Here is a 26,414-nt window from a genome sequence, read left to right as displayed (position 1 = left end):
GCCTTACGATGGGGTGCATGACTGCTTCGACTGGCCGCCGTGTCCTGCTCGCCGCTCCCCGTGGCTACTGCGCGGGTGTCGACCGTGCCGTGATCGCCGTCGAGAAAGCCCTGGAGCAGTACGGGGCCCCGATCTATGTCCGCCACGAGATCGTCCACAACAAGTACGTCGTGCAGACCCTGGAAAAGAAGGGTGCGATTTTCGTCGAGCAGACGGAGGAGGTCCCCGAGGGGTCCATCGTCATGTTCTCGGCGCACGGGGTCGCCCCGGTCGTCCACGACGAGGCCGCGGCCGGCAAGCTCGCCACCATCGACGCGACCTGCCCGCTGGTCACCAAGGTCCACAAGGAAGCCGTCCGGTTCGCGGGCGAGGACTACGACATCCTGCTGATCGGTCACGAGGGCCACGAGGAAGTCATCGGTACGTCCGGAGAGGCGCCCGAGCACATCACGCTGGTCGACGGTCCCAAGGACGTCGCCAAGGTCGAGGTCCGCGACCCGTCCAAGGTGGTCTGGCTCTCCCAGACCACGCTCTCCGTGGACGAGACCATGGAGACGGTGGACGCGCTGAAGGAGAAGTTCCCGCAGCTCATCTCCCCGCCCAGCGACGACATCTGCTACGCCACGCAGAACCGTCAGCTCGCCGTCAAGCAGATGGGCGCCGAGGCCGAGCTCGTCATCGTGGTCGGTTCGCGCAACTCCTCGAACTCCAAGCGGCTCGTCGAGGTCGCCAAGCTCGCCGGCGCGCGCGAGGCGTACCTCGTGGACTACGCCGACGAGATCGACGAGTCCTGGCTGGAGGGTGTCTCGACGGTCGGTGTCACCTCCGGCGCCTCCGTGCCCGAGATCCTCGTCGAGCAGGTCCTGGAATACCTCACCGCCCGCGGCTACGAGGACGTCGAGATCGTCAAGGCGGCCGAGGAGTCCATCACCTTCTCCCTCCCCAAGGAACTCCGCCGCGACCTGCGCGCGGAGGCGGCGGCCCTGGTGGCGGAGCGCACGGGGACCACCCCCGCGGCCGAGTGACTGTCAGTCGTACGACGTAACGTAGGGCCATGCAGATCTTCGGTGTGGACATCGGCGGATCAGGGATCAAGGGCGCGCCCGTGGACCTTGACCGCGGCGACCTGGCGGAGGAGCGCTACAAGGTGCTCACGCCGCAGCCCTCGACGCCCGGCGCGGTGGCGGACGGCGTGAAGGAGGTCGTCGGCCACTTCGGCTGGACGGGCCCGGTCGGGATCACCTTCCCGGGCGTGGTCACCGGCGGCGCCACCATCCGCACGGCCGCCAACGTGGACAAGAACTGGATCGACACCGACGCGCGCGCCCTGCTCAGCGACCGGCTGGGCGGACTGCCGGTGACGCTGCTGAACGACGCGGACGCGGCGGGCGTCGCCGAGATGCAGTTCGGCGCGGGCCGTGACCGGCAGGGCACGGTCATCCTCCTCACCTTCGGTACGGGGATCGGCAGCGCGCTCTTCGTGGACGGCGCCCTCGTTCCGAACACGGAGCTGGGCCATCTCGAGCTGAACGGCCACGACGCGGAGAAGCACGCCTCCACCAAGGCCAAGGAGGACCACGACCTCACCTGGGAGCACTGGGCCCGGCGCGTCCAGAAGTACCTCGCCCATGTGGAGATGCTCTTCTCGCCCGAGCTCTTCATCATCGGCGGCGGCGTCAGCCGCAAGTCCCACAAGTTCCTGCCGCTGATCGAGGACATCAAGGCAGAGATCGTGCCGGCACAGCTGCAGAACAACGCGGGGATCGTGGGGGCGGCGATGCGGGCGGCGAAGGCGGGATAGTCCGCACGCCAGCCGAGCCCGATGGGCGGCGTCGGGCTCGGGCCTCGGGCGGGGCGGCAGTCACTGTCGAGCGGCGGCGAGCGGCGCTCGCTCGGTCCGGCGATCCGGGCGGCGCCCGTTGAGCAGAGGAATTCGGGCGGGCGGGAAGGCAGGCACGAGACTCAGGCTGTACGACACTCAGGCCGTACGACGCCGAGGCTGAGCCACCTCCGCAGCCCGCCGCTGTGCAGCCCTCCGGCTCATCATCCGCACCTTGCGCACCGTCACGATGAGCCCGGCGATCAACGTACCCCCGTACAACCACCCGGCGTGCGTCGCGAGAGCGGTGACCAGCCCCATCAGCCGTCCCCCGAGCCCGCCACTGCTGTCGGCGATGGGCAGCAGCCCGACGGCGAAGGCGATCGGCACGGCGACGACCGCGGTGACGAGGTCGGCCCGCCGCACCCACACGGCGGTGAGCGCGCAGACCGGCAGGAACAGCACCCCGTAGACCACGAGCGATGCCCCGAACAGCAGCTGGTCGAGGCAGGCCAGCGCGAACATCGACGCGGTGCAGAACAGCCCGCTGCCCAGACCGGTGAGCCGGGGGTTCGGGAATCTGCGTGCCGCCCGCACCAGCGGTGGCACGGTCGGCGCGGGCCGCGGAACACCGGCCCCCGCTTGCCGGGCCGTACGTGCTCCACCCCGCCCGGCCTGCGGGGGAAGGGGCGTGCCGCGTCGCAGCGGCTGTGACTGAGGGGGACGCGTTCTGTGTTGCTCCACTGGTCCAACTTAGGTCGGGTTATGTGTGGAATGGGCCCTGAGACACGCCCTTTGGCCGACCTTGGCCAAGCGTTCGATACGTCGCCGGTGCGAGGTCACGCACGCCGTAGACTGGTGGATCGGCCCGCGCATCACGCAGAAGGACCCGGGCCCACCCCAGCCCCAGTCCTCCATAGTCCGCATCCTCACGTACGGGAAGTCGCAACGTGTCGCTCACGATCGGAATCGTCGGTCTGCCGAATGTCGGCAAGTCGACCCTGTTCAACGCCCTGACCAAGAACGACGTGCTGGCGGCCAACTACCCGTTCGCCACGATCGAGCCGAACGTGGGCGTGGTCGGCGTCCCCGACACGCGGCTGACCAAGCTGGCCGAGATCTTCGGCTCGCAGAAGATCCTCCCCGCCACCGTCGACTTCGTCGACATCGCGGGCATCGTGCGCGGCGCGAGCGAGGGCGAGGGCCTGGGCAACAAGTTCCTCGCGAACATCCGCGAGTCCGACGCGATCTGCCAGGTCATCCGTGCCTTCAAGGACGAGAACGTCGTGCACGTCGACGGCAAGGTCTCGCCGAAGGACGACATCGAGACGATCAACACCGAGCTGATCCTCGCGGACCTTCAGACCATCGAGAAGGTTCTGCCGCGTCTCCAGAAGGAGTCGCGGATCAAGAAGGACGTCGGGCCCAAGGTGGCCGCGATCGAGGCGGCGAAGGAGATCCTGGACGCGGGCCAGACCCTGTTCGCCGCGGGCATCAAGCAGGACTCGGAGCGGGAGGCGCTCCTCCACGACCTGCACCTGCTCACCGTCAAGCCGTTCCTCTACGTCTTCAACGTCGACGAGGATGAGCTGACCGACGAGGCGTTCAAGACCGAGCAGCGCGCCCTGGTCGCCCCCGCCGAGGCGATCTTCCTCAACGCCAAGCTGGAGGCGGACCTCGCCGAGCTCGACGAGGAGGAAGCCCTGGAGCTCCTCCAGTCGGTCGGTGTCGAGGAGGCCGGCCTCTCCAGGCTCGCCCACGTCGGCTTCACCACCCTCGGCCTGCAGACGTACCTGACGGCCGGCCCCAAGGAATCCCGCGCCTGGACCATCAAGAAGGGCGCCACCGCCCCCGAGGCCGCCGGTGTCATCCACACCGACTTCCAGAAGGGCTTCATCAAGGCCGAGGTCATCTCCTTCGCCGACCTCGTCGAAACAGGCTCAGTAGCCGAAGCCCGCGCCAAGGGCAAGGCCCGCATGGAGGGCAAGGACTACGTGATGCAGGACGGCGACGTGGTGGAGTTCCGCTTCAACGTCTAGTTCCGCGTCGAATCGCCCCCTGGTCTGCGTTGGTGCAGGTCAGGGGGCGATTTGCTGCTCAGATCGGTGCGTTGCGGCGGAACGTTCAAGGTCTGGGTTCGCGAATTACGGCAAAGTGTTTGTGCAGGTCAGGGCGTTGCTGTCTGCTAGTTGAATGCGGGCGGGGTTTCCCGGTTGCTGGATCTTTGCTGGTTCGGTCGGCGTGGCTGGAAGGCCAAGGTGGGTGGGGTTTTGGAGTCCCGCTGATGCCTGGGCCAGTCTCCGGCGGGTGTTCGGATGAGGGCGGTGCCGCCACGCACGGTGCGTTCGTTGGCGAATTCCGTCTATGCCGTATGCGATTGCCGTCGTCTGCTGCGCTGTGATGCGCCGGACGCGAGTGGGCCTTGGGCTTGACGGTGCTGGGAGTTTTGTTTCTTATCTGGACCCGTGGTGACTGAGTGTCTACGTGGTCCCGCACTCACGTCGATTCGCGGTAGATGGTGGCGAGTTGAGGCCAAGGTGTAATCACGCCAATTGCCAATGACCTCAAAAGGGGCACTTCCACTGGTGTGGCGTAAGCCGCTCTTGACGACGTCGCGTCATGAACGTTAACTCTGCGCACTTGTGAGATTTCTGTGACGTTGGGGTGGGGTTCATGCAACGGGGGCGGGGCGTTCGCAGTGCTGTGGCCAAGAGACGGCGGCGTCATAGACCAACGCCGCCCGTGGTGGCCTTCGGGGTCGTTGCCGCGCTCGCCGTGGGGGTTCTCGCGGACACAGTCGGCCCGGCGGCCGCTCAAGCGCGAGGTGTGCAGGCGCAAGCCGCGCAGGCCGGCGACGAGAACCTCACTCCAGTCACCACGGACGAGGCGCTGGCGCAGGCGAAACGTTCTGGCAAGAGCGTCGAGGTCGGGTCGTTGCGCGGGGAGAGCAGCGATGTCTTTGCCACCCCTGATGGTGATCTCGAGGCCCGGGAGTATCTGCGGCCGGTACGGGCCCGCGTGGGGGGTGAATGGAAGCCAGTAGATACGGACTTGGCGAAGTCGTCGGGCGGGATGGTAGCCGCGAAGGCGACCACCGTGGGGGTCGAGTTCTCTGCGGGCGGTAATGCGCCGCTGGTGCGGATGACGAAGGCGGGCCGTGAACTGGCTCTGGCCTGGCCTGGTGAACTGCCGGAGCCGGAACTGAGTGGTGCCACAGCCACGTATCGCGACGTGCTTCCCGATGTGGATCTCCGAATGGGGGCGCAGGAGGACGGGTTCACCCAGCTGCTGGTGGTCAAGTCGGCGGAAGCCGCGGCCAGTGGCGAGCTGTCCGAGCTGCGGCTCAAGCTCACCGCGGATGGAATGAGGGTCCGTGAGACGGCCGGGGGCGGTCTGGAAGCGATCGACCAGGGCGCGAACGGGGCGGTGTTCGAAGCGCCCAAGCCGATGATGTGGGACTCCAGCACGGCTGCCGAAAGTGGGCAGAGTGCCGAGGCCGTGCAGTCCAAGGCGGCGGCCGCCACAGCTGGCGACGCTGCTCCAGCGGATGCGGCCGAGGAGCCTGCGGCGGGTGAGTCGGGAAAGCTGGCGCCGGTCGCTGTCGACGTGCCGGCGGACGGCAAGGAGCTGGTACTCACCCCCGACGCGGAGGTGCTGAAGGGGAAGGACACCACCTACCCGGTGTTCATCGACCCTCAGTGGTACTCGCCGAGGGCAACGGCGTGGACGATGGCGTCGGAGTACTGGGCGTCCTCGCCTCAGTGGAAGTTCAACGGCGAGTCGAACGCCGGTATGGGGTATTGCGGGTGGGCGTACTGCCAGCCGAATGACACCAAGCGGCTGTTCTATCGGATTCCGGTGTCGAAGTTCGCGGGCAAGAGCATCCTGCAGGCCGAGTTCGTGGTGCGGAACGTGTGGTCCGCGTCCTGTGAGGCGCGCGGTGTGCAGTTGTGGCGGACGAAGGACATCTCGTCGTCGACCACGTGGAACTCCCAGAAGGCCGACGGCTTTTGGATCGACCATCTCAAGTCCGAGTCGTTCGCGCACGGCTACGACGGCTGTGCGGCCAAGGACGCGGAGTTCGACGTCAAGTCGGCCGTGCAGCAGGCCGCGAACGGCAAGTGGTCGACGATGACGTTCGGCATGCGGGCCTCGAGCGAGAGCGATGCCAAGGGCTGGAAGAGGTTCTCGGACAAGGCCTACCTGCGCGTCAAGTACAACCGGCCTCCTGCGCAGATCAAGATGTCGCAGCTGAGCATGGAGTATGGCGGCACGTGCAAGAAGCCCGACAGCGCGGCGCGGAGCCGCTCCTTGGGGACAATCTACGCCGACGACATCACGGACCCGGACGGTGACAACGTCGCCGTGCAGTTCCAGGCCAAGTGGGATGCCGGGGACGGTAAGGGACTGATCGTTCGCTGGAAGCCGTCCGTGAGCGGATCGAGGAAGTCCGGCTCGGGATTCTCCATCGGGCTGCCTTCGTCCATACCGGAGAACAAACAGATCCACTGGTACGCGCGGGCTTACGACGGGGCGCAGTATTCGCCGTGGTCGTATGCGGGCGACGCGACCGGCTGCTACTTCTACTACGACACCAAGGCACCCAAGCCGCCCGCGATCTCGTCGAGCGATTATCCTGCATCCGATTCTGGCAATCCCGATGATCCGTGGTTCGACGGGATCGGCAAGTATGGCACGTTCACGATCGCGGCCAACGACAGCCAAGTGACCAAGTATTGGTACGGCATCAATGTCGACCCGACGTCGGGCAATGCGATCACGACCGCGAGTGGGGCCGCCAAGACCCTCAAGGTCCTGCCGCCCAAGGTCGGCGTCAACACCTTGTACGTGAAGTCCTTCGACGCCGCGGGCAACGCCTCAGCACCCGTCAGCTACCGCTTCCGTGTGAAGGCGGGGCAGCCGGAACGAGCGACGTGGCAGCTGGACGAAGACGCGGGCGGGAGCGAGGCCAAGGGGTCGACTCCGCCCCGTACCGCCGCGCTGCACGGTGGCGTGACGCCGAACGTGTCGGGCATTCGGGGAACGGCCGTAGCCTTCGACGGCACTGACGGCTACGCGTCGACCGATCTCTCGGTGGTGAACACCAGCGGTGGGTTCGCGGTGTCAGCGTGGGTGAAGCTGTCAAAGATGCCCGATGGCGCCGCGGTGATCGCCACTCAGCCAGGCAATCACGCGCCGGGCTTCGAGCTGTACTACTCCAAGGCGTACGACCGTTGGGTGTTCAACCAGTACAAGGCCGACGCCGCGGACGCGGGCATCGCCCGGGTGATGGCTGCCCAGCCCGGCGGGGTGACAGCCGACAAGTGGACGCACCTGGTCGGTTCTTACAGTTCTGGACGGGACATGCTGGAGCTGTTCGTCGACGGCAAGCTGGTCGGCCAGACCGCCTACAGCACCCCCTGGGAAGCACGGCGCGGCCTGCAGATCGGCGCCGGCTCCTACAGCGGCGTCCCCAGCGCGTTCTTCCCTGGCGCGGTCGATGGCCTGCACCTGTTCGACAAACCGCTGGCCCAGGATGAGGTGGACAAACTGTTCGCCCAGCAGACCGTGGGTGACCCGGGCCGCCCCGCCGTCGCGGTCTTCGACCTGGACGAGCCGGCCGACGCCACCGAGATCACCGGGCACGGTGGTGTGCTGCCCGCCAAGTACAACGGCGGTGTGACCACCGGTGTCCCCGGTGTGGCGGGCAAGGCCGCCAAGTTCAACGGCACCGACGGCTACGCGAAGATCGGACAGACCAGCGGGCCGCACGTGAACACCTCGCGAAGCTTCACCGTCTCAGCCTGGGCGAAACTGGACAAGAAGCCGGACGGCCCGGCGATCATCACCGCTCAGGCGGGCAAGTTCGCCCCCGGCTTCGAGCTGTACTACACCCAGGCGTACGACCGATGGGCCGTCAACCAGTACTCCTCCGATGCCGCTGACGCGACGCCCGTACGCGCCATGCAGCCGGAGGGCACCACGGCCCGAGTGGGGGAGTGGGTACACCTGGTCGGCGTCCACGACACGATCGCCAACACACTGACCCTGTACGTGAACGGAACGAAAGCCGGTTCCACGGCACTGTCCGGCGCCTTCTACGCGGACCAATCCATGTACATCGGGGCCGACAACTACGGCGGCCAGATCAGGAGCTACTTCCCGGGCACCATCGACGACGTGCGGCTGCTGGACCGTCCGGTCTCCGCCGACGAAGTCAAGCAGATGCTCAAGCAGCGCCCGCTGGTCAAGGGACGGTGGAAGTTCGAGGACGTCACCGATACGGCCACGACCCCGGACGACACCGCCGAGGGCAACACGATGGACCTGCGCAGCGGTGCCAAGGCCGGCCCCGGATTCATTGATCTGGGAGGCGTTGAACTCGACGGTGTCGACGACTATGGCGCCACGAGCCGGATACCGGTGGACACCACTGGCAGCTTCACGGTGACGGCATGGGCCCAGGCATCGGCCACCCCTGGAGACGAGGTCGCTCTCGTCAGCGCGGACGGTACCCGCACCAGTGCCTTCGCCGTGCGGTACGCGCCCGATGCGAATGATCCAGAAGGGCTGGGCAGGTGGCGGCTGAGCCTGCCCGCACAAGACTCTGACGCAGCTGCCGTGAGCGAGGCGGACAACGGGAACTTCAACGACGTCCGCGACTGGAACCACCTTGCTGTGGTCTACGACGGATTCGCCAAGGAAGTCAGGCTGTACGTCAACGGCAACATCGAAGAAGTCGCCTGCGCGGATGCCGACGGCGACGCGGCACCGGACCAGGCCGGCTGCACGGACCTGGTCCCGTGGGCGGAGAACGCACTCTCCTTCAAGGCCCCCGGCGCCCTGCAAGTCGGCCGTGCCAAGCAGGCTGGAACGTTCGGTGAGTACTTCCCTGGCCTGGTCGATGACGTCTGGGCCTTCGAGGGCCCTCTGACGGACGCACAGATCGAAAAGCTGGCCGCCAGCTGGTTCGACGTGCCCACACAAGTACCCGGCAGCTGATCCGACCTCCCGGGGCGGTGCGCCCCGGGAGGAGATCCGGCACGCACCTGAGACTTCCCGGCCGCGGTGAAGCGGCACTGACCTTGGTCGATCCTGTGAGGAACGAGAAGCAGATGAAAGCCAGATCGGGCAGGAACATCCGCACCCTGAGACGCCGGATCGCCCTGGCGACGTCTGCGGTGATGGTAGGCACGCTGCTACAGGCGATGGCTCCCACCGTTGTGGCGGCGGACGACGGCAACGGGCGCCCCGCCCTGCCCAAGGCGGAGAAACCCGTTGAGGGTACTGCCATCACCAAGAGCACGCCGCGGAAGACCATGAAGGGGCCCCGCACCCCGAAGGCCGTACCGAAGGGACGGTGGCCGAAGACCGCATCCGCGAGCGTCGAACTTCCCGAAGCCCAGCCCGCCGATTCTTCCCGTCGGGTCAAGGCCGACGGCTTGCCCCTGTCTCTGCAGCAACCCCCCAAGACCAAACGGGAAGACAACGCTGTCGGTGCGGTCAAAGCCCGGCTGCTCGACCGCAAGACAGCCGAGAAAGCGGATCTCAACGGGCTTCTGTTTACCCTTCAGCCGGAAAAGAGCGCGACCGCCGGCATCGTGAGCACCACCCTCGACTACGCAGCCTTCACCGAATCCTTCGGTGGCTCCTACGGCTCACGCCTGACCCTGGTCGAGCTGCCGCAGTGCGTCCTGACGACCCCACAAGAGAAGCGCTGCCAGACCGGTAAGCCCCTCAAGACCGTCAACAACACCGAGAAGCAGACGCTCACTGCAAACAGCGTCAGGCTGAGGGAGACGGTTCCCACCGTGCTGGCCGCGGTCGCGGCGGAAGACGGAGGGAAGGGTGACTACTCAGCCACCCCGCTGTCGGCATCCTCAACCTGGAAGACGAACCTCAACACCGGTGACTTCAGCTGGTCCTACGACATGCCGGTACCGGCGGTCCCGGGCGGGCTGAAGCCGCAGGTCGGTCTCTCCTACTCGTCGGGCGGCATCGACGGCAGAACCGGCGGTACCAACAACCAGTCCTCCTGGGTCGGTGACGGCTTCGACCTGTGGCCCGGCTTCATCGAACGCCGCTACAAGCCGTGTGCCGACGACGGAGTGGTGGGCGACGGAGGCCGCAAGCCGGGCGACCTCTGCTGGGCATATGACAACGCCTACCTCACCTTCAATGGCAAGGGTGGTGAACTCGTCTCCGCCGGCAAGGACTCCTGGCGGCTGAAGAAGGACGACGGAACCAAGATCCACCGGATCGACGGATCTTCCGACAACGTACGCGGCAACGGCGCCCACAATGACGAGTACTGGAGAGTCACCACCCCGGACGGCACCCGCTACTACTTCGGCTACCACCGGCTGCCCGGCTGGAGCGACGGCAAGGAAACCACGGGATCCACCTGGACCGCGCCCGTCTTCGGTGACGACGCGGAGGAACCCTGCCACGCCAGCACCTTCGCGGACTCCTGGTGCAACCAGGCATGGCGCTGGAACCTGGACTACGCCGTCGACACCCACGGCAATGCCGTCGCCTACTACTACAACCAGGAGAAGAACTCCTACGGCCGCAACCAGGAAGCCGCCAACGACACCCGCTATACCCGGGGCGGCTACCTGGACCGCATCGAATACGGCCTCAAGTCGTCCTCGATGTACAGCGCCAAGGCCCTGGCCAAGATCACCTTCGGCAACTCCGAACGCTGCCTGCCCGACGCCAACACCGACTGCGCGTCCATCGGCACGGACGCCTTCTACTGGTACGACACCCCTTGGGATCTGAACTGCGCCGAAGCAACCGACTGCGACGACGGCAAGTTCGCCCCGACGTTCTGGACTCGTAAGCGGCTGACCTCAGTTGCCACCCAAGTGCTCAACGCCGCCGGCGGCTACGACAACATCGACTCCTGGAAGCTGGGCCACCGCTGGGGCAAGGCCGACACCGACTACCAGTTGCTCCTCGACTCCATCCAGCGCACCGGCCAGTCCGCCGAACCCGCCATCACTGTTCCGAAGACCACCTTCACGTACACCCAGCTCGAAAACCGCCTGGACAAGACCGGCGACGGCTTCGCCCCGTTCATCAAAGAGCGACTGTCCACCGTGGACGACGAATCCGGCGGGCAGATCTCCGTCGACTACTCGGCACCGGTCTGCGACTGGAACGCCCTGCCAACCCCGGAGAACAACACCACCCGCTGCTTCCCGCAGTACATCGGCGGCAGCTTCAGCGACGACCCCGAGCAGCAGTGGTTCAACAAGTACGTAGTCGACTCCGTCACCGCCCACGACCGCACCGGCCGGGCTCCGGATCAGGTCACCGCGTACGACTATCTCGGGGACGCGGCCTGGCACTACGACGACGATGACGGCCTGACCAAGGAGAAGTTCAAGACCTGGTCACAGTGGCGAGGCTACGGGCACGTCCGGGTCAAGACCGGCGGCCTGGGCGGCGACGCGGCGATGCTCTCCCAGGGCGACACCTTCTTCCTGCGGGGCATGGACGGAGACCGCAAAGCCACCTCCGGCGGCACCAAGTCCGTCAGCGTCACGCTGGGCGACGGTGAAGGCGACCCCATCACCGACCACGAAGCAGCAGCCGGCTTCGCCTACAAGACCGTCAGCTATTCCGCCCCGAACGGCAAGATCCTTGCCAAGACCGTGAACCGCCCCTGGTACCACGAGACGGCGGAGAAGAAGCGGGACTGGGGCACCGTCACCGCCAACTTCACCGGCACTGCTCACACCAAGACCTGGGCCTCGCTGGACGAGGGCGCGGGATCCGCTTGGCGCGTCACCTCCGCCAGTACCGAGCACGACACCGTTGCCGGACGTCCCACCCAGGTCGACGACTACGGAGACAACGCGGCAGCCCAGGACAACCGGTGCACCCGCACCACCTACGTCACCAACACGAGCGACAACATCCTCACTCTGCCTTCGCGGACAGAGACCGTCGGTGTCGCGTGCGACGCGAAGCCCGACCGCTCCAAGGACGTCGTTTCCGACACCCGTACTTCCTACGACGGCCTTGCCTACGACGCGGCCCCCACCAAGGGCGACGCGACCGCCACGGCCGTCCTCAAGGAGCACAACGGCACGACCGCCACCTACCTTGAGTCGGGCGCGACCTATGACGGCTACGGGCGGCCGCTGACCACCACCGACCTGACCGCCGATGTGACCGCGGCGGTTGGCGCCAGCCCCGCCCGCACCGTCCGCAACGACGGCCGTGTCAGCACTCTGACCTACAGCCCCACCACAGGCTTCGCAAGCTCCGTCACCGAAGTCACTCCGCCCGCCGTCGCCCAGGACGCGTCCACCGCGCAGAAGACGGTCACCACACTGGACGGCAAGCGGGGGCAGGCCGCGGAGATCACCGACACCAACGGGAACAAGACCAAGCTCGCCTACGACGCGCTGGGCCGTAGTACCAAGGTGTGGACCGCCGACCGCTCCACTACGAGCAACAGCCTGCCCAACTTCCAGTTCGACTACCAGGTCACCGAGGGCAAACCGGTGGCTGTCACCAGCCGCACTCTCAGTGCGGGAGGCGGTCGCCAAGTCGCCGCCTACACGCTCTACGACGGCTTCCTGCGCCAGCGCCAGACCCAGTCGCCCGGGCCGGACGGCGGCTTGCTGCTGACGGACAGCTTCTACGACGCACGCGGCCACCTCGGCAAGGAGTTCGCCACCTACTACACCAAGGACGCCACCCCTGGGGAACTGTTCAAGCCTGATAACGCGCTGAGCGTCGAAACCCAGATCCGCCACACCTATGACGGGCTCGGCCGGGAGACCGAGACCAAGACGCTCGCCGGAACCGGCGACGGCGGCACCGTCCTCGGCGTCGCCAAGACGATCTACGGCGGCGACCGCACCACGGTCATCCCCCCGGAGGGCGGCACCGCCACCACCACCCTGGTGGACGCCCGCGGTCAGACCACCGAACTACGCCAACACCACCAGCGCACCGCCGACGCCGCCTACGACAAGACGTCGTACGACCACACCAAGCAGGGCGCGTTGGAGAAGCTGACCGACCCCGCGGGCAACACCTGGAGCTACTCCTACGACCAGCTCGGCCGCCAGATCACGGCGGACGACCCGGACAAGGGCATCACCCGCAGCACGTACGACGACCGCGGCCAACTCACCACCACCAAGGACGCCCGCAACACCGTCCTCGCCCACCTCTACGACGGACTCGGCCGGCAAACAGAACTGCGCCAGAACAGCAGTACCGGTCCGCTGCGCGCCAAGTGGGTCTACGACACGGTCACCGGCGGCAAGGGACAGCTCGCCGAGGCCACCCGCTACGACGGCAACAACGCCTACACCTACGAGGTCACCCAGTACGACCGGCTCTACCGTGCCACGCGCACGGCCGTCACCATCCCGACAGCAGAGACAGGCCTGGCCGGGACGTATCAGACGGGCGTCTCCTACAAACCGTCCGGCGTGGTGGCCGGTGTGACCTACTCGGCCGCCGGTGCACTCCCCGGCGGCAGCTACAGCTACACCTACGACGAGGACACACTTCGCCCCCTGACCATGCTCGGCGACGGCTACAGCACCAAGATCAGCTACAGCCTCACCGGCAAGCCTCTGCAGTACGAACTCGGCAACACCAGCGGCGGCAAGAAGACCTGGGTCAACCACGCCTACGAGACCGGAACCCAGCGCCTGGCGAACATCCGCGTCGACCGTCAGGACATCGCCGGCGTCGACAAGGACACCACCTACCGCTACGACCAGAGCGGCAACGTCCTCTCCGCCGCAGACGTCTCCCGGTCCGGCACCGACACCCAGTGCTACACCTACGACTACCTGCGCCGTCTGACCGAAGCCTGGACCGAAGCGGACACCAGTTGCGCAGCCACGCCGACCAGCCAGGGGACCGGCGGGTCGGCCGCGTACTGGCACAGCTACACCTACGACAAAACTGGCAACCGCCTCACCCAGACGCAGCACGACCCCATGGGCGACACCAACAAGGACGAGAAGACCACTTACACCTACCCGCCGACGGGGCAGCGGCGACCGCACGCGCTGGCATCCAGCACCACCACGGCCGGAAGCGTCACGTCCCAGGACAGCTACACCTACGACGAGGCCGGCAACACCCGCACCCGTGTCCTGGGAGGCGACACCCAGACCCTCACCTGGGACGCCGAAGGCCACCTCGCCAAGGTCGCCGGTACCGCAGCCGGTCCGATCAAGGGCCTGGCTGGCAAGTGCGTCGACGTCGAGAGCAGCCAGAACGCGGACGGCACTCCGATCCAGCTCTACGACTGCAACGGCTCCAACGCCCAGCAGTGGGAGCGCACCGGGGACATCCTCAAGGCGCTAGGCAAGTGCGCCACCGGCAGCGGCACAAAGGTCCAGCTGTCCACCTGCGACGGCGGCGCGGACCAGACGTTCATCGAGCGTGCGGACGACGCATCCCTCTATCACCCGGCCACCGACAAGTGTCTTGACGTCCCGTCCTCCAACCAGGACAACGGCACCGACCTGCAGCTCTACACCTGCAACGGCACCGAGGCCCAGCAGTGGAGCCCCAGCGACACCACCCGCTACACCTACGACGCCGACGGCAACCGGCTGATCGCCCGCACCCCCACCGAAACCACCCTCTACCTCGGGCACACCGAGATCACCGTGCCCAAGGGATCCAGCACCAAGAAGGCCACCCGCTACGTCGGCCTCGGCGGCGGCCACCAGGCCGTCCAGGACAACGACGGCAGCATCTCCTTCACCCTCGCCGACCACCAAGGCACCGGCCAACTCGCCATCAGCGCCGACGCCCAGAAGCTGAATGTGCGCCGCACGCTGCCCTTCGGCGGCCTCCGCGGCAACGAGCCGGCTTCCTGGCCCGGCACCAAGTCCTTCGTCGGCGGCACGAACGACGCTTCAACCGGCCTCACTCACCTGGGAGCCCGCGAGTACGACCCCGACATCGGCCGCTTCATCTCCGTCGACCCCCTCATGGACCCGGCGAACCCCCAGCAACTCAACGGCTACAGCTACGCCGACAACACCCCCATCACATCGAGCGACCCCAGCGGCCTCATGGCCTGCGCCTCACCAATTGAATGCGGCGGCGGCGCCCAGTACGGCAACAACACCCCCACCAAGAACAGCGGCGGCAAGCCCCTCAACCACCCCAGCTGGGGCTGCAACGGCTGCGACGGCAACAGCTACAACAACGGCTGGTGGACCACCAGCGGCTGGAGCTCCGCCCCAACCGGCCCCTCGCTGATCCCCGGCTACACGATGGTCTTCCCCGGCGTACACGTCCCCGCCGACTGGGACCGCGCGCAGGACTTCAAGAGCGAACTCAATCAAATCCTTCAGACCTACGACCTGCCGAACCGGCCCGACTCCGGCATGGAGGGCATCGCCTCAAACATCACGGATCCTGTCGACGGGGACGAGCTGGCAGGCGGCCAGCACATGTTGGAACTCGCCAAGTTCCATGCCTGTGGACGTATGGGCAACAACTGCCCCAAGCAACTCGCCTCCTTGGGCAAGGCACTTGGCGCCGCAGGTGCCATCGCCCTTGCGACCGGCTCAGGATTCGGCGGCAGGCTGAGTGGCCTTTGCAACAGCTTCGTCCCCGGCACCGAGGTCCTTCTCGCGGACGGCACCACAAAGCCGATCGAAGAACTCAAGATCGGCGACAAAGTCCTCGCCACCGACCCGAAGACTGGCAAGACCACAGCCAAGAAGGTCACCGCCGAGATCAAGGGCGAAGGACTCAAACACCTCGTCAAGATCACCTTCCGAACGGACGGCAAAAAGCACGACAAGATCGCCTCTGTCACGGCCACGGACGGCCACCCGTTCTGGGTCCCCGAACTGCAGGAATGGGTCGACGCCACCGACCTGCAATCTGGGCAGTGGCTCCGCACGAGCGCGGGAACACGCGTACAGATCACAGCGGTCGACCGCTGGATCCAGCAGTCCGTTGTCCACAACCTCACTGTTGCAGATCTGCACACGTATTATGTAGTGGCGGAGGGCACGCCAGTCCTCGTTCATAATTCCAGCTGCACAGTTTATCGGACGCAGACTTCCCACCCTGACAGTCAGCGTCTTGCGATCGATGCGGCTGGCAACGTTTCGTTGAGTGGAGAAGGCCGTTTGTACTTGAACATGAGTGGGGATGCTGCGCATTCACTGCAGTTCCGCGGTGCAGACGGGAAAGTTTTGGCTTTCGATGTGGATAGCGCATTCGTGAGCCGTGTCCGGGAGTCGGCTCTTCCACAGCGAAAGCCGCCTGGGTTTTCTGGCAGCGCGCGAGAATGGAAGCACCTCCGAATGTCAAGGCCCGAAATTGCGGACCGATCTACACCTGGACTGTACGGAATCCCATCGAATATGTTCGATGATTTTAGGGCGGCAATCGTTCCCGGTTCTGGTCGGGTGGTCCGGTGAGTTCCCGAAGGTTTGCCGGTGAACTGGAGAGAGTCGATTCCTCTCCCGCAGGCGGAAGTGAAGGCCCGCCGGTGTTCGCTACGTTCCTGGTCGACGTCAGCGTGGACGCGACCAGCTATGTAGCTAGACTCCGCGCTGTCTTGTCTGGAGCAATCCGTACGGCGAATCAGGTCGAATTCGATTCGGAGAGTCTCCCTGAGTCCCTCATTCCGGATTGGTTCGCAGAAGTGACTCGCGGTGCTGTTGTTGTGGGCCGAGACCAGTTGGCTTCCTCGGGGGCCCGTGAGTATGTTTTCCGTCGAGGCGAAGAGCCATGGGACCTTCAGGACTGGCTCTTCTGCTTCGACCCGCAGTTGAGGGGTTGGGCATGGTGGGATGCCACCCCAGTTTCCGATGATGGGGTACTGCTATGGGTCGACTCATCTGGGGAGCCAGCATTTCCATGTGAAGAGTTCCGCTGGCTAGCTTACGTCTGTGGTGCTAGGACCGTTGGAGGGCCGGTCATAAGACCTATCTCGGAGTGGCGGCAGTTGCGTCAGGACCCGGAGACTTAAGAGAGCTGTCATCAGGTCACGGTGGGCGGCCGGGGTCGGCGGGTATTCGCCCAGCGCGGCCAAGGGCAGGAGGAGGGGCTGATCCGGCTGCTGTTCCACGACGCCGAGCGTGTACCGCGGTCCCGTAGCTGGATCCCTGCTGGATCATGTTCCGAGAGCGGCTGTTTCTGCAGGTCATTGCGCTGCCGACCACGTTCCGCTTCAACGTCTAGTTCCGCGTCCAATCGCCCCCTGGTCTGCGTTTGTGCAGGTCAGGGGGCGATTTGCTGCTCGCATTCGTGCGTTGCGGCGGAACGGTCAAGGCCTGGGTTCGTGAGATGCGGGGCAGTGTTTGTGCAGGTCGGGGCGCTATCGTCCGGTAGTTGAATCTGGGCGGGGTTTCCGGTTGCTGGATTTTTGCTGTTCGGTCGGTGTGGCTGGAAGGCCGGAATGCGCTGGGCTGAGGTTCCCCGCGTCTCGGGAACCTCAGGCGGCGGTCTTCGGGGTTGCGGATCTCCGTGCAGTCCACGGTCTGGAGGAAGGGCTGCCATGCTGATGAAGCCGCTCCGTGTGGAACTGTCGCCGACGGAGCAACTCACCTGTACTGCGACCGTCTTTCCTTGGTGCGGGGTGCCGACCGGTCGATGGATCGAGGACGGGTCACGGGGCTGAAGCCGATCCGCTGCCACCGCCCACCGCACCGCCGGCCGATCGGATCAGTGCCCGGGCCTCGTCCTCCAGGCGGCGGGTGATGGGCTCGTCGCGGATGCCGTGCTCACCCAGCTGTGTGGCCAGGTTTCCCAGGAAGTCCGACGCTGCGAGCACATGGTCTGTCACATCGACCGGTACTCCGTTCCTCAGGTCCTCACGGGCGCGGCGGGCGCCGTCCAGGACGTGGCCGATCCGGGCCTGCACCTCGGCTCGCATGTCGTCCGGCAGCCCTGCCCGCATGAGCTGGCGCAGCAGCCGTTCGCAGGCACGGACGACATCGTCCAGCAGTTGAGAGCCGCGGCTGATGCCGAAAGAAACGTCCGAACCCGTCGCGGCCTGGACCAGCGCGTTGCCGACATAGATGTTCCGGTTCCGACTAGGGCTGTACGGCGTCAGGTCCACGGGGCCTAGTCCGCCCAGTGCGGGCCGGAAGCAAGGATGCACGTGGAATTCCTCCTCGCCGGGTTGCGGGGGTACCTGAACACCGTCGGAGTACACGACCTTGTGGCCTCTTTTGACACCGAGGAAGCCGATTCCGAACAGGACGTCCAGTACTCCTTGCGTGGTGAGGCTCTCGGCGTAGTCGGCGAAGTCCTGCTGCAGCCGCTCACGGTGGGGCTCGAACCGAGTGGCGAGTGCCGGGAGCATCACCACGTATCCGTAGTTCTCGAACAGGAGGAAGAGTCGGCTGAGGAAAGGATGCGTCACGGAGTACTCCCTGGCCAGGTCCGTGAGTTTCCAGCGGGAGAACTGTCCGGTGGCGGTGAGTACGTCCTCCTCGGTGATCCGCCGGTGGCCCCGTTGGTCCGCGACGCCTTGGCACACGTTGAGGAACTGGATCGTGTCCCTGGGGCGCGGCAGCGCCCGCCGGAACAGGTACTCGTCCGTCGGCTCACCGGACACCGTCGAGGGGAGCAACTGACCCCACAGTTGCTCTGGAGTGAGCTCTCTCTTGAGTGAGGCCGCCGCCCTGGCCAGCGCGAGGTCCGCAAGTTCCTCTTGGGTCCAGGTGATCCGCAGCTCGTCGCTGTGGAACTTGTCGGCGTCGCCGAAGCTGAGCGTGTCGTAAATGTCCGCCCGCAGGAAGAGCGTGCAGCGCACGGCGCTGCCGTACCGTCCCGTGACCTGCTTGCTCGCCAGGAGCAACCCGGTGACCAGAGCGTGACTGTCCGGGTCGATTGTCCAGACCTGTTCGAGCCGGTCGACCAGGAAGAGCAGCGTATGTGCTCCGGCACAGCCGAGTTCGGCAAAGGCCGCCGCTACGCCGTTTTCCAGAACCTCCAGCTGCCGGCTGGCGCGGGCTCCTTCGGAGGAGCCGTTCAGACCGACCTCCGCCTCGATGCCGAACGCCCTGAGGGCGAGATTCGCCGACTGCAGGCCCCGGACCCCTCGCCGAAGTCTGTCGTACAGGCGTTCTTCATCGGTCTCGCCATTCGCCTCTAGGAAACCGCGCAGTGCCCGCACCGATGTACGGGCGCGCCAGCCGTGGGCGGCTCGCGCATGCTCGCACAGATACCGCGCCGCATGGACGGCAAAGACGTAGCGCCAGATCAGGGACTTGGCGGTGTCTCCGGAGACTCCTTGGAGTTCGAACCGCCGGATCTCGTCACCGGCTGCGTCGTCAGGGGTGATCAAGACCGTGGTGCCAGGATGGCCGTTCGGGGTGGCGAGCTGGCGGCAGATCGCGCTCTTGCCCGCGCCCTTGCGGCCGATGATCAGTGATGTGCGGCCGGAGAGGGCTTGCCGGTAGGCGTACGTGGGCCGGAAGACCATGCCATTGAGCAGACCGGCCGTCAGGTCGTTCTCGGCATCGTCGCGGCCGAAGAACAGGTCGCTGATCGGATTGGGTTCGTGCTCCATGATGCTCTCCCCCTCGGCGATGCGTAAATCATCAACTCATAGGAAGATTAGGCGCGTTGGTGGGGAACTGTCTCGGTAAACAGGCCGCGTCTTCGTCGGCCGGCATCGGGGGGCGTCATGGACGAACAGCAGGATCTCGAGGAGTTACTGGCGCCACTGCGCGCCGACCTGACCTCGCTGCGCACGGACTCGAGCGCACTTCACGTCGAGTTGACGGTGCTGCGGCGCGAGAACGACGGGATCGCCAAGTCGCTGTCCTCGGCATGCGACGAGATCGATGCCGTCAAGGAAACGGTGACAGCGACCCACGACGTGCTGAACGACTTCGTGGAGCGCTACGGTCGGCACCAGATCGTGGCCAACGCCCAGTCGGAGCTGACGCAGCTGACCGTCGTCTGGAAGGCGGACTTCGCCCACCGGCAACGTGTGCGCGCTCTGGCGCGCGGCCTCACCCACGCGTTGACGGCCCACGCGGTGGCCGGTGGGCTCGTCGACCAGGACACGATCGATGTCTGCGTCCGGCAGCAGTTCCTCGCCGAGCCGACCTACTGGCTCGCCCCGGCGATCATGGCGGTGGCGGCCCGGCATAACGCGGCGGCGACGATCGTCCCCCGAGCCACCGCGCACGCGGTGTGGCTCGACTCGGCCAAGGCCAAACTGTTCTTCGCCCTCACCTGTTCGCGCCAGGGCCGGCTGAGCGAGGCAGCGGGTTGGATGGACCGCTACCTCAACTCGCTCGACCGCGACGACCTCGGCTCGGAGTTCCCCGTGGTGCTGGAGGCCATCGCCAACGCCGAACTCGGGTACGACGCGTACACCTATGCCCGTGAGGCCATGGCCCGCTGGTTCCGCGAGGACCGGTCGGCCTTCCAGACCGCACGTGCGCTCCCGTCGAGCCCGCATCTGGCCCCGTGGGGAAGCCGTCTGATGGAGCTCGGGAAGAAGGAGATCTCCGGCGACCGCTTCGCCGCCCTGCGGGAGTTGACCGGCCTGCAGTGGCCCGGGCTGGAGAGCGGCTGGCGAACTGCAACGGCACTCGACGGCACGCTGACCTACTTGGAGTCCTTCCCCACAGTCAGCGATCAGCCCGCCCACAAGGGCCACTACACGGACAGCGCACTGGACCACCTGATCGACCAGCTCGAACCGGATGAGGCGGAACTCCAGGACCGTATGGCACGGTTGCGCGCGTTGATCGACAAGGAAGGAGACGTGGAAGTCGCCGAGGCGGAGGCCGAGGAGTCGACACCGGAGAACGAACGGCTCGACTTCGTGACGCTGCTGGAGCGGGCCGTCTTCCAACCCGAGCTGCTCCAACTGGGCGTGCCCGCCCGGCGGCTGGCCCTGGACTGTGTCTGGGAGAGCGTGCGCACGGCGGCCGTGTCGATGGCCAGAACATCACGATCCCTGCTGCCAGAGACGATCACCCTCTCGATCGAGGACTGGTCCTGCGAGTACTCCACGGATCCGTCCCGGGTCTTTGACGTGGTCCGGGAGGCGGACGATCTGGCGGAGCATGTGGAACGGCGGACGCACGAGCAGGTCGAGTCGATCGTTCCGGCCTGGACGCTCACCGGGGGAGCCTGCTTCCTCGCCGCGGTGGACGGGGCGCTCATCGTGCCGTTCGTCAGCGGGGGCTTCATCCTGATGTTCTCGGTCCTGATGGGAGCGCTCATCCTTGTGGGACTCGGTGGCATAGCGCATGTGCCGTTCCGTAAACGCAGCGTGCGCGAGGCTGGCGACCGCCAGCGACTGTACGCGGCGCATGTGCTCGGGCAGGCCGTCGCGGAACTGAATGCCCTGCTGGACGACTGGCGGATCGGACTGCGCTCGTCGGTGGCTCTGGAGGAGTGGAGCCCCGTCCGAGACGGGGAGGCGGACGCATGACGGGCGGGCGTCTGCTCGGCGACGGCCGCTACCGTCTGGACGGCCGCCTCGGGAACGGCGGCATGGGACACGTCTGGCTCGCGTACGACAGGAAGCTCGATCGACCCGTCGCGGTCAAGCTCCTCGACATGGACCGCATCCGCATGGGGCAGCGGAACCGCAAGGCGTCGCTCACGGAGGACATGCGCGCACGGTTCGAGAAGGAGTGGCAGTCCATGGCACGGATCCAGAGTCCCTATGTGGCTGCCATCCACGACCGAGGAGAAGACGAGGGGCAGGTGTACTTGGTCATGGAGTATGTCGATGGCACTTCACTGGACGGGTATATGGGGCATGGGAGTTCCCTGACCCTGGAACAGACTGTGCGCTGGTCCGTGCAGGTCTGCGAGGGGCTCGCGGACGCGAGTGACGTCGACGTCGTGCATCGTGACATCAAGCCGGCCAACATCATGATCAACGAACGGGGTAACGCGAAGATAGTCGACTTCGGACTGGCCCGCCTCCTCGACATGTCCGAGACGCGCAGCGCTGGCGCCACCTGGCAGTATGCGGCACCGGAGCGCTGGGAGAGCAGCCCCGGCGACCATCTCAGCGATCTCTACTCCCTCGGCTGTGTGATGTACGAGATGCTGACCGGGAACCCGCCGTTCGCCAGCCGCGGTGCCGACATCATGGAGGTCGGTGTCATGCACCTGCGCCACCACCCGGCGCCTCCGCTCAATGTCCGCCGGGGCATTCGGGAGGAGCTGAGTCAGTTGGTCATGGCGCTGCTGGCCAAGAAGCCCTCGCAGCGACCGCAGCACGCGCGCGCGGTGATCCGCCTCATCAGGCAGGTCGAGCACACCCCTGACGCCGATACGGACGGCTCCGGACAACTCGGGCCCGTCGGCACACCGCACGTGAACACGAATTACGTTGAGCGGATCCGGGAATCGGAGCAGCGTATTCGGCACCTCCTCGCCGAAAACGGGGAGTATCACTCCTCCGTCATCGAAGCCCGTTTCACCCTCGCGGAGTTGACGGGGGAGTCCGGTGACTCCCGTGGCGCCGCCGACCAGTACGAGACGCTCGGAGAGGACTGCAAGCGTTTCTTCGGCCCGACCGACCTCCGAGCACTGAACGCATTCGACGCCATGGCCCGCTGGATCGCCGCACCTGCTTGATCGGCAGGGCGGGCCGAGTGAACACCGCTGAGGGGAGGGCACTTCTCCACGCCGGTCGGCTATCTCAGTCGTGGCGTAGCACGAGCAGATCCACCTCCTTGGAGATGCCCCCACGCAGCAGGAGTGCGGGCAGTGACAGGAGGCGGCGGGGCACGGTGGATATCACGGACAAGATCACGCGACATGATGCCGGACGACCGAACCGGTTCTGCGCGAGCTCGCCCACGCAGAACCGGGAGGAGCGCGAACTTCAGCCCTCAGGATTGGCCGGTCGGCGCCAGGCTAGTCCGCGGCTCCGGGCTCTACGACCCACTGGCAGCGCTGTCCGGTGATGCTTGTGATCATGTCGTAGGCGGCGTCGTGGTGGAGCACGATGGCGTCGTTGCGCTCAGCGGTCGCGGCGACGAGCAGGTCGGGGAGGGATAATGCTCGATGGAAGCCCCGCTCGATCGCGGCGCGCTGTACCTCAAGAGCGCGGTCGAAGACCCAGTCGTCACCGTAGAGGTAGTCGAAGCCGCGCAGCCATTCGGTCACGGCTGGGGCTTCGCTCTTGCCGCGGATGCTGTACATGAGCTCGTACTCGACGGCGGGGCAGATCGCCAGCAGGCCGCGTTCGTGGAGCGGGTCAAGGGCGGCGGCGACCAGCGGCCGGTGCCAGCGGGCGAGAGCGGACTTGTCGGCGAGGAACGGGACGCTCACTCAGGCAGCCTTCGCATCCCTGGCAGAGTCGGTCACCTTGGTCTCCTCGACGATCTCGCTGAAGTCGAGCTCGCCTGATTTGACGGCATCGATGAACTGCTGTCGAAGGTGACGCTTGACGGCGTCCTCCACCGCGGCCCGTACCGCAGCGGCCTTGGTCTTCGTTCCGTAGATCTCCTTGGCCTGTGCGACCATCTCGTCATCTAGGTCGATCATGGTTCGAGCCATCAGCGACTCCTCTCACCCATCAAAACGACACCATATTCTAACATGGAATGGTGTCGATTTGAGGCGGTCTCGACGGTCTGACGCTTGCTGGATCCGTGCTGGATCGGGCTTACGTGTAAGGCATTCTCCGCAGGTCGTAGCGGAGTCGTCGATGTTCCGCTTCAACGTCTAGTTCCGCGTCGAATCGCCCACCTGGCCTGCGTTTGTGCAGGTCAGGGAGCGATTCACCGCTCGCATTCGTGCGTTGCGGCGGAACGTTCAAGGCCTGGGTGCGGCGCAGTGTTTGTGCAGGTCGGGGCGTGCCGTCAGGTAGTTGAATCCGGGTGGGGTTTCCGGATGCTGGATTTTTGCTGGTTCGGTCGGCGTGGCTGGAAGGCCAGGATGGGCCGGGTGGGCGGCGGCGGAAGCGTAGCGAGCGATATGCCCAGCCCGGGACCCGTTCGGCACCTGCAAGATCCGGTCGGCGGGGCCCGGGAGGTCGTTGATCTGACGCAGACGCAAGGCCAGTGATCCATCAGCGATCCACCGCTGGTCTTCTCGGCCTGGCAACATCACTCCGGGTCACGGCGGGCAAGGGGACACAGCTCACCGCTTCTACGAACGGCCTTCCTTGGCGCGGGTGCCGTCCGGCCGGTGACCGAACAGCCGCGTGGCGTCGGCCGTCGCGGTCATACTGGTGGACCTGTCGCAGCGGGGGAGGCGTGCAGCACATGGGGTCCGGGACAGACCTGCCGGAGCGTATCGGCGTTTACACCGTGGAACGGCAGTTGGGTGCGGGTGGCATGGGCACGGTGTACCTGGCCCGGTCGCGTGGTGGCCGCGCCGTGGCCGTCAAGGTGGCACGCCCGGAGTTGGCCAGTGACCGGCACTTTCGTGATCGGTTCCGTGCCGAGGTGGATGCCGCCCGCAGAGTCGGTGGTTTCCACACGGCCCCGGTCGTGGACGCCGACCCGGACGCGGAAGCGCCGTGGCTGGCTACGGCGTACATCCCAGGCCCCACCCTGTCCGGGCTGCTCGCGGATCAAGGGCCGATGGACGAGCACCGCCTGAGGCTGCTGGGTGCCGCCCTGGCGGAGGCTCTGCAGGCCATCCACGGCTGTGGCCTCGTACACCGCGACCTGAAGCCCGGAAACATCGTCATGGCCGAGGACGGTCCCAGGGTCCTCGACTTCGGCATCGCACGGGCGGTGGAGTCCACTCGGCTGACCTCTACTGGAGCAGCTTTCGGCACACCCGGTTTCCTGGCCCCCGAGCAGGCGCAGGGCCTCGAAGTCAGCGGCGCTGCCGATGTGTTCGCACTCGGCGCGGTATTGGTCGCGGCGGCAGGCGGCAGTGCGTTCGGCACAGGCACGCCCATGGGGCTGATGTACCGCTCGGTGCACGAGCCCGCGGACCTGTCCGCCGTGCCGCAGGGCTTGCGCTCCCTGGTTGCCGACTGTCTGTCCAAGGACCCGGCTCGCCGGCCCACGCCCGACGGGCTCCTGGACCTGTTTCTGCCCGGCCCGGCTCCGTACACGCCGACGCCGACCGCCCCGGGGGAGCAGATGCCGACCCTGCCCGCGGGCTCTCGGTCCCCGGCCGGGGAAGCAAGCGGTACGGACAGCCCTGAGGCCGCCTTCACCCCTGCGGACGACCCCGGTGGTTCCGGGATGCACAGCGGTAGCGCACTCACTGTCGGCTTCGGCAGCCAAGGCATCCGGCCTGCCAGAGACGAGATCCGCACCGACGGCACCCTCGGGCTCATCAGGGCCAAGCGTTCACCCAGGCGTCTCCTGTTCATGGCGCTCGCGGCCGCAGCCGCGACAGGTGCGCTCGTCGGCGGCGCGGTCTACCACACACACCAGGACGACCGCACCGACACTCCCTCCGCCTCGCCGTCGGGGTCGCGGCAGGCATCGTCGCCCGCGCCGGAATCCACCCCCGCAGACAGCATGATCACCGGCACGCCCAAGGATGAGGTCATGGTGCTGATCAGCGGCGAGGGCGGACAGAGCTGGGTCTCGGCCAAGGACGCCAATGGCCGATTGCTCTTCGACGGAGTACTCAAACGGGGCGAGACCAAAACCTTCACGGACAAGGAACGCATCGACCTCGTCCTCGGCGATGCGAGCGCCGTCCAGCTCGTCGTCAACGGCAAGAAGATTCAGAACGATTCCCTGCCCGGCCAGGTTGAACGCCTGACCTACACGAAGAACGACTAGCGAGCAGCCAGCCCGCCGCGTCCGGCTGGACGACGCGGTTGGTGTCGCCCGGCTCATTGGGGTGCTGAGGGGGCGGAGAGCATGATGCGCTCCTGACGCTGCTGGCCCGGCGGCCAGTCCATCGTGGGGGACTGGGGGCGAGAGGTGGGGATGGGGGTGCTCTCCGTCAGTGGTGAACTTCGCGACCGTCCCCTTGGGGCGTGAGTGAAGACCTCCACGCCCCAAGGCCGGGGCCACGTATTGGCCTTGAGGTGTCCGCCGGGCGACGGATTTCTCGGTGTCGAGCCATATCGCAGGCCGTTTGGCCCGCGCGTGCCCCACGGCGAAACGTTCGGCGTCGAAGACGACGAAGCCGGCGATCGGCGTCACGGAGTTGAGCTCCGCCGGGATCAGGGTGAGGTGCCCCCGTCGACGTGCAGGACCTCGCCGGTCGCGTACAGCCGGTCCAGCAGGACGTCAGCTGCGGCCAGTGTGTCCATCACAGCGGTGGGGAACTGCCCGTGCAGCGGTCGCGGTACCGGGGTATCAGTTGCCGCCTCGGGCTTTCCTTCAGGGGGCTTCCCATCCCCAAGTGATCGCCCATGATGGGCGCACCGCGCACCGCACCCCACACAGGGTCGGGAGCGCCCCCACGCTCCCGACCCGACCCCCTCCCCCGTGACTCGCCCCCGTGGTCGACGGCGCGGCATGCGTTCCCCCGTTTTGGACCGCACGCGGGCGCCGTCTACTTTGTTTTACGAGCCTGTGCCAGCATGCCGAAACTTCCTCCGGCTTGTCAATCGAACTTTACGTACCTGTGCCGCTATCCTCCTCCGTAAACTTCGGTGCACAGTGAAGGCGCGCAGTGAAGGTGTGGCCGCCGAGGGCGAGCA

General features: G+C 66.4%; 12 protein-coding genes. 8 read left to right on the top strand and 4 right to left on the bottom strand.

Features of this window, described 5'->3' with window-relative positions:
* Nucleotides 1-8: 8 nt before the first annotated feature.
* Nucleotides 9-1,025 carry a 4-hydroxy-3-methylbut-2-enyl diphosphate reductase gene (locus tag GAS53_RS21650; RefSeq protein WP_151479317.1) on the top strand — a complete coding sequence of 339 codons (1,017 nt, stop codon included), beginning with the start codon at nucleotides 9-11 and terminating at the stop codon, nucleotides 1,023-1,025.
* A 29-nt stretch (nucleotides 1,026-1,054) separates the two neighbouring features.
* Complete coding sequence (gene ppgK / locus GAS53_RS21645; RefSeq protein WP_151479316.1) at nucleotides 1,055-1,801, top strand: polyphosphate--glucose phosphotransferase; 747 nt, start codon at nucleotides 1,055-1,057, stop codon at nucleotides 1,799-1,801.
* Between the two features lie 177 nt (nucleotides 1,802-1,978).
* Here the strand turns inward: ppgK and GAS53_RS21640 are convergent, their stop codons facing one another.
* Entirely contained in the window at nucleotides 1,979-2,428 is a 450-nt protein-coding gene (locus GAS53_RS21640; protein WP_404829262.1) for a DUF6542 domain-containing protein, read from the bottom strand.
* 341 nt (nucleotides 2,429-2,769) lie between these two features.
* Between GAS53_RS21640 and ychF the strand changes: the two genes are divergently transcribed.
* The 3 genes from ychF (at nucleotide 2,770) to GAS53_RS21625 (ending at nucleotide 16,260) form a co-directional block, all read left to right on the top strand.
* Nucleotides 2,770-3,858, top strand: a complete 1,089-nt coding sequence (gene ychF / locus GAS53_RS21635; RefSeq protein ID WP_151479314.1) for a redox-regulated ATPase YchF — start codon at nucleotides 2,770-2,772, stop codon at nucleotides 3,856-3,858.
* A 706-nt stretch (nucleotides 3,859-4,564) separates the two neighbouring features.
* Complete coding sequence (locus tag GAS53_RS21630) at nucleotides 4,565-8,821, top strand: LamG-like jellyroll fold domain-containing protein (protein ID WP_404829266.1); 4,257 nt, start codon at nucleotides 4,565-4,567, stop codon at nucleotides 8,819-8,821.
* A 206-nt stretch (nucleotides 8,822-9,027) separates the two neighbouring features.
* The gene (locus GAS53_RS21625; RefSeq protein ID WP_225859022.1) at nucleotides 9,028-16,260 is read left to right on the top strand and encodes a ricin-type beta-trefoil lectin domain protein; all 7,233 of its coding nucleotides are present in this window, start codon (nucleotides 9,028-9,030) and stop codon (nucleotides 16,258-16,260) included.
* Between the two features lie 1,193 nt (nucleotides 16,261-17,453).
* On the opposite strand, the gene GAS53_RS21620 is transcribed toward GAS53_RS21625, so the two are convergent.
* A complete protein-coding gene (locus GAS53_RS21620; RefSeq protein WP_151479311.1) occupies nucleotides 17,454-19,364 on the bottom strand; it encodes a P-loop ATPase, Sll1717 family in 1,911 nt (636 codons plus the stop codon).
* A 117-nt stretch (nucleotides 19,365-19,481) separates the two neighbouring features.
* Between GAS53_RS21620 and GAS53_RS21615 the strand changes: the two genes are divergently transcribed.
* Nucleotides 19,482-21,251 (top strand): hypothetical protein, encoded by a 1,770-nt coding sequence (locus GAS53_RS21615; protein ID WP_151479310.1) that lies wholly within the window; start codon nucleotides 19,482-19,484, stop codon nucleotides 21,249-21,251.
* Nucleotides 21,248-22,414 carry a serine/threonine-protein kinase gene (locus GAS53_RS21610; RefSeq protein ID WP_151479309.1) on the top strand — a complete coding sequence of 389 codons (1,167 nt, stop codon included), beginning with the start codon at nucleotides 21,248-21,250 and terminating at the stop codon, nucleotides 22,412-22,414. The genes GAS53_RS21615 and GAS53_RS21610 overlap by 4 nt, the downstream gene beginning before the upstream one ends.
* 282 nt (nucleotides 22,415-22,696) lie before the next feature.
* On the opposite strand, the gene GAS53_RS21605 is transcribed toward GAS53_RS21610, so the two are convergent.
* Together GAS53_RS21605 and GAS53_RS21600 are read right to left on the bottom strand one after the other, a co-directional pair.
* Nucleotides 22,697-23,113 (bottom strand): PIN domain nuclease, encoded by a 417-nt coding sequence (locus tag GAS53_RS21605; RefSeq protein WP_151479308.1) that lies wholly within the window; start codon nucleotides 23,111-23,113, stop codon nucleotides 22,697-22,699.
* Complete coding sequence (locus tag GAS53_RS21600) at nucleotides 23,114-23,341, bottom strand: type II toxin-antitoxin system VapB family antitoxin (RefSeq protein WP_151479307.1); 228 nt, start codon at nucleotides 23,339-23,341, stop codon at nucleotides 23,114-23,116.
* Nucleotides 23,342-24,051: 710 nt separating this feature from the next.
* Between GAS53_RS21600 and GAS53_RS21595 the strand changes: the two genes are divergently transcribed.
* Nucleotides 24,052-25,542 carry a RodZ domain-containing protein gene (locus GAS53_RS21595; protein WP_151479306.1) on the top strand — a complete coding sequence of 497 codons (1,491 nt, stop codon included), beginning with the start codon at nucleotides 24,052-24,054 and terminating at the stop codon, nucleotides 25,540-25,542.
* Nucleotides 25,543-26,414 lie beyond the last annotated feature (872 nt).

This window comes from Streptomyces albicerus, assembly GCF_008905045.1.
In the GTDB taxonomy this organism is placed as follows: domain Bacteria; phylum Actinomycetota; class Actinomycetes; order Streptomycetales; family Streptomycetaceae; genus Streptomyces; species Streptomyces albicerus.
This window is presented reverse-complemented; position numbering and strand designations above follow the sequence as displayed.

Bases quoted from the DNA above. Each gene is read 5' to 3' on its own strand.
- GAS53_RS21650 (WP_151479317.1), top strand. From the start codon at position 9: ATGGGGTGCATGACTGCTTCGACTGGCCGCCGTGTCCTGCTCGCCGCT.
- ppgK (WP_151479316.1), top strand. From the start codon at position 1,055: ATGCAGATCTTCGGTGTGGACATCGGCGGATCAGGGATCAAGGGCGCG.
- GAS53_RS21625 (WP_225859022.1), top strand. From the start codon at position 9,028: ATGGCTCCCACCGTTGTGGCGGCGGACGACGGCAACGGGCGCCCCGCC.
- GAS53_RS21620 (WP_151479311.1), bottom strand. From the start codon at position 19,364: ATGGAGCACGAACCCAATCCGATCAGCGACCTGTTCTTCGGCCGCGAC.
- GAS53_RS21615 (WP_151479310.1), top strand. From the start codon at position 19,482: ATGGACGAACAGCAGGATCTCGAGGAGTTACTGGCGCCACTGCGCGCC.
- GAS53_RS21610 (WP_151479309.1), top strand. From the start codon at position 21,248: ATGACGGGCGGGCGTCTGCTCGGCGACGGCCGCTACCGTCTGGACGGC.
- GAS53_RS21600 (WP_151479307.1), bottom strand. From the start codon at position 23,341: ATGGCTCGAACCATGATCGACCTAGATGACGAGATGGTCGCACAGGCC.
- GAS53_RS21595 (WP_151479306.1), top strand. From the start codon at position 24,052: ATGGGGTCCGGGACAGACCTGCCGGAGCGTATCGGCGTTTACACCGTG.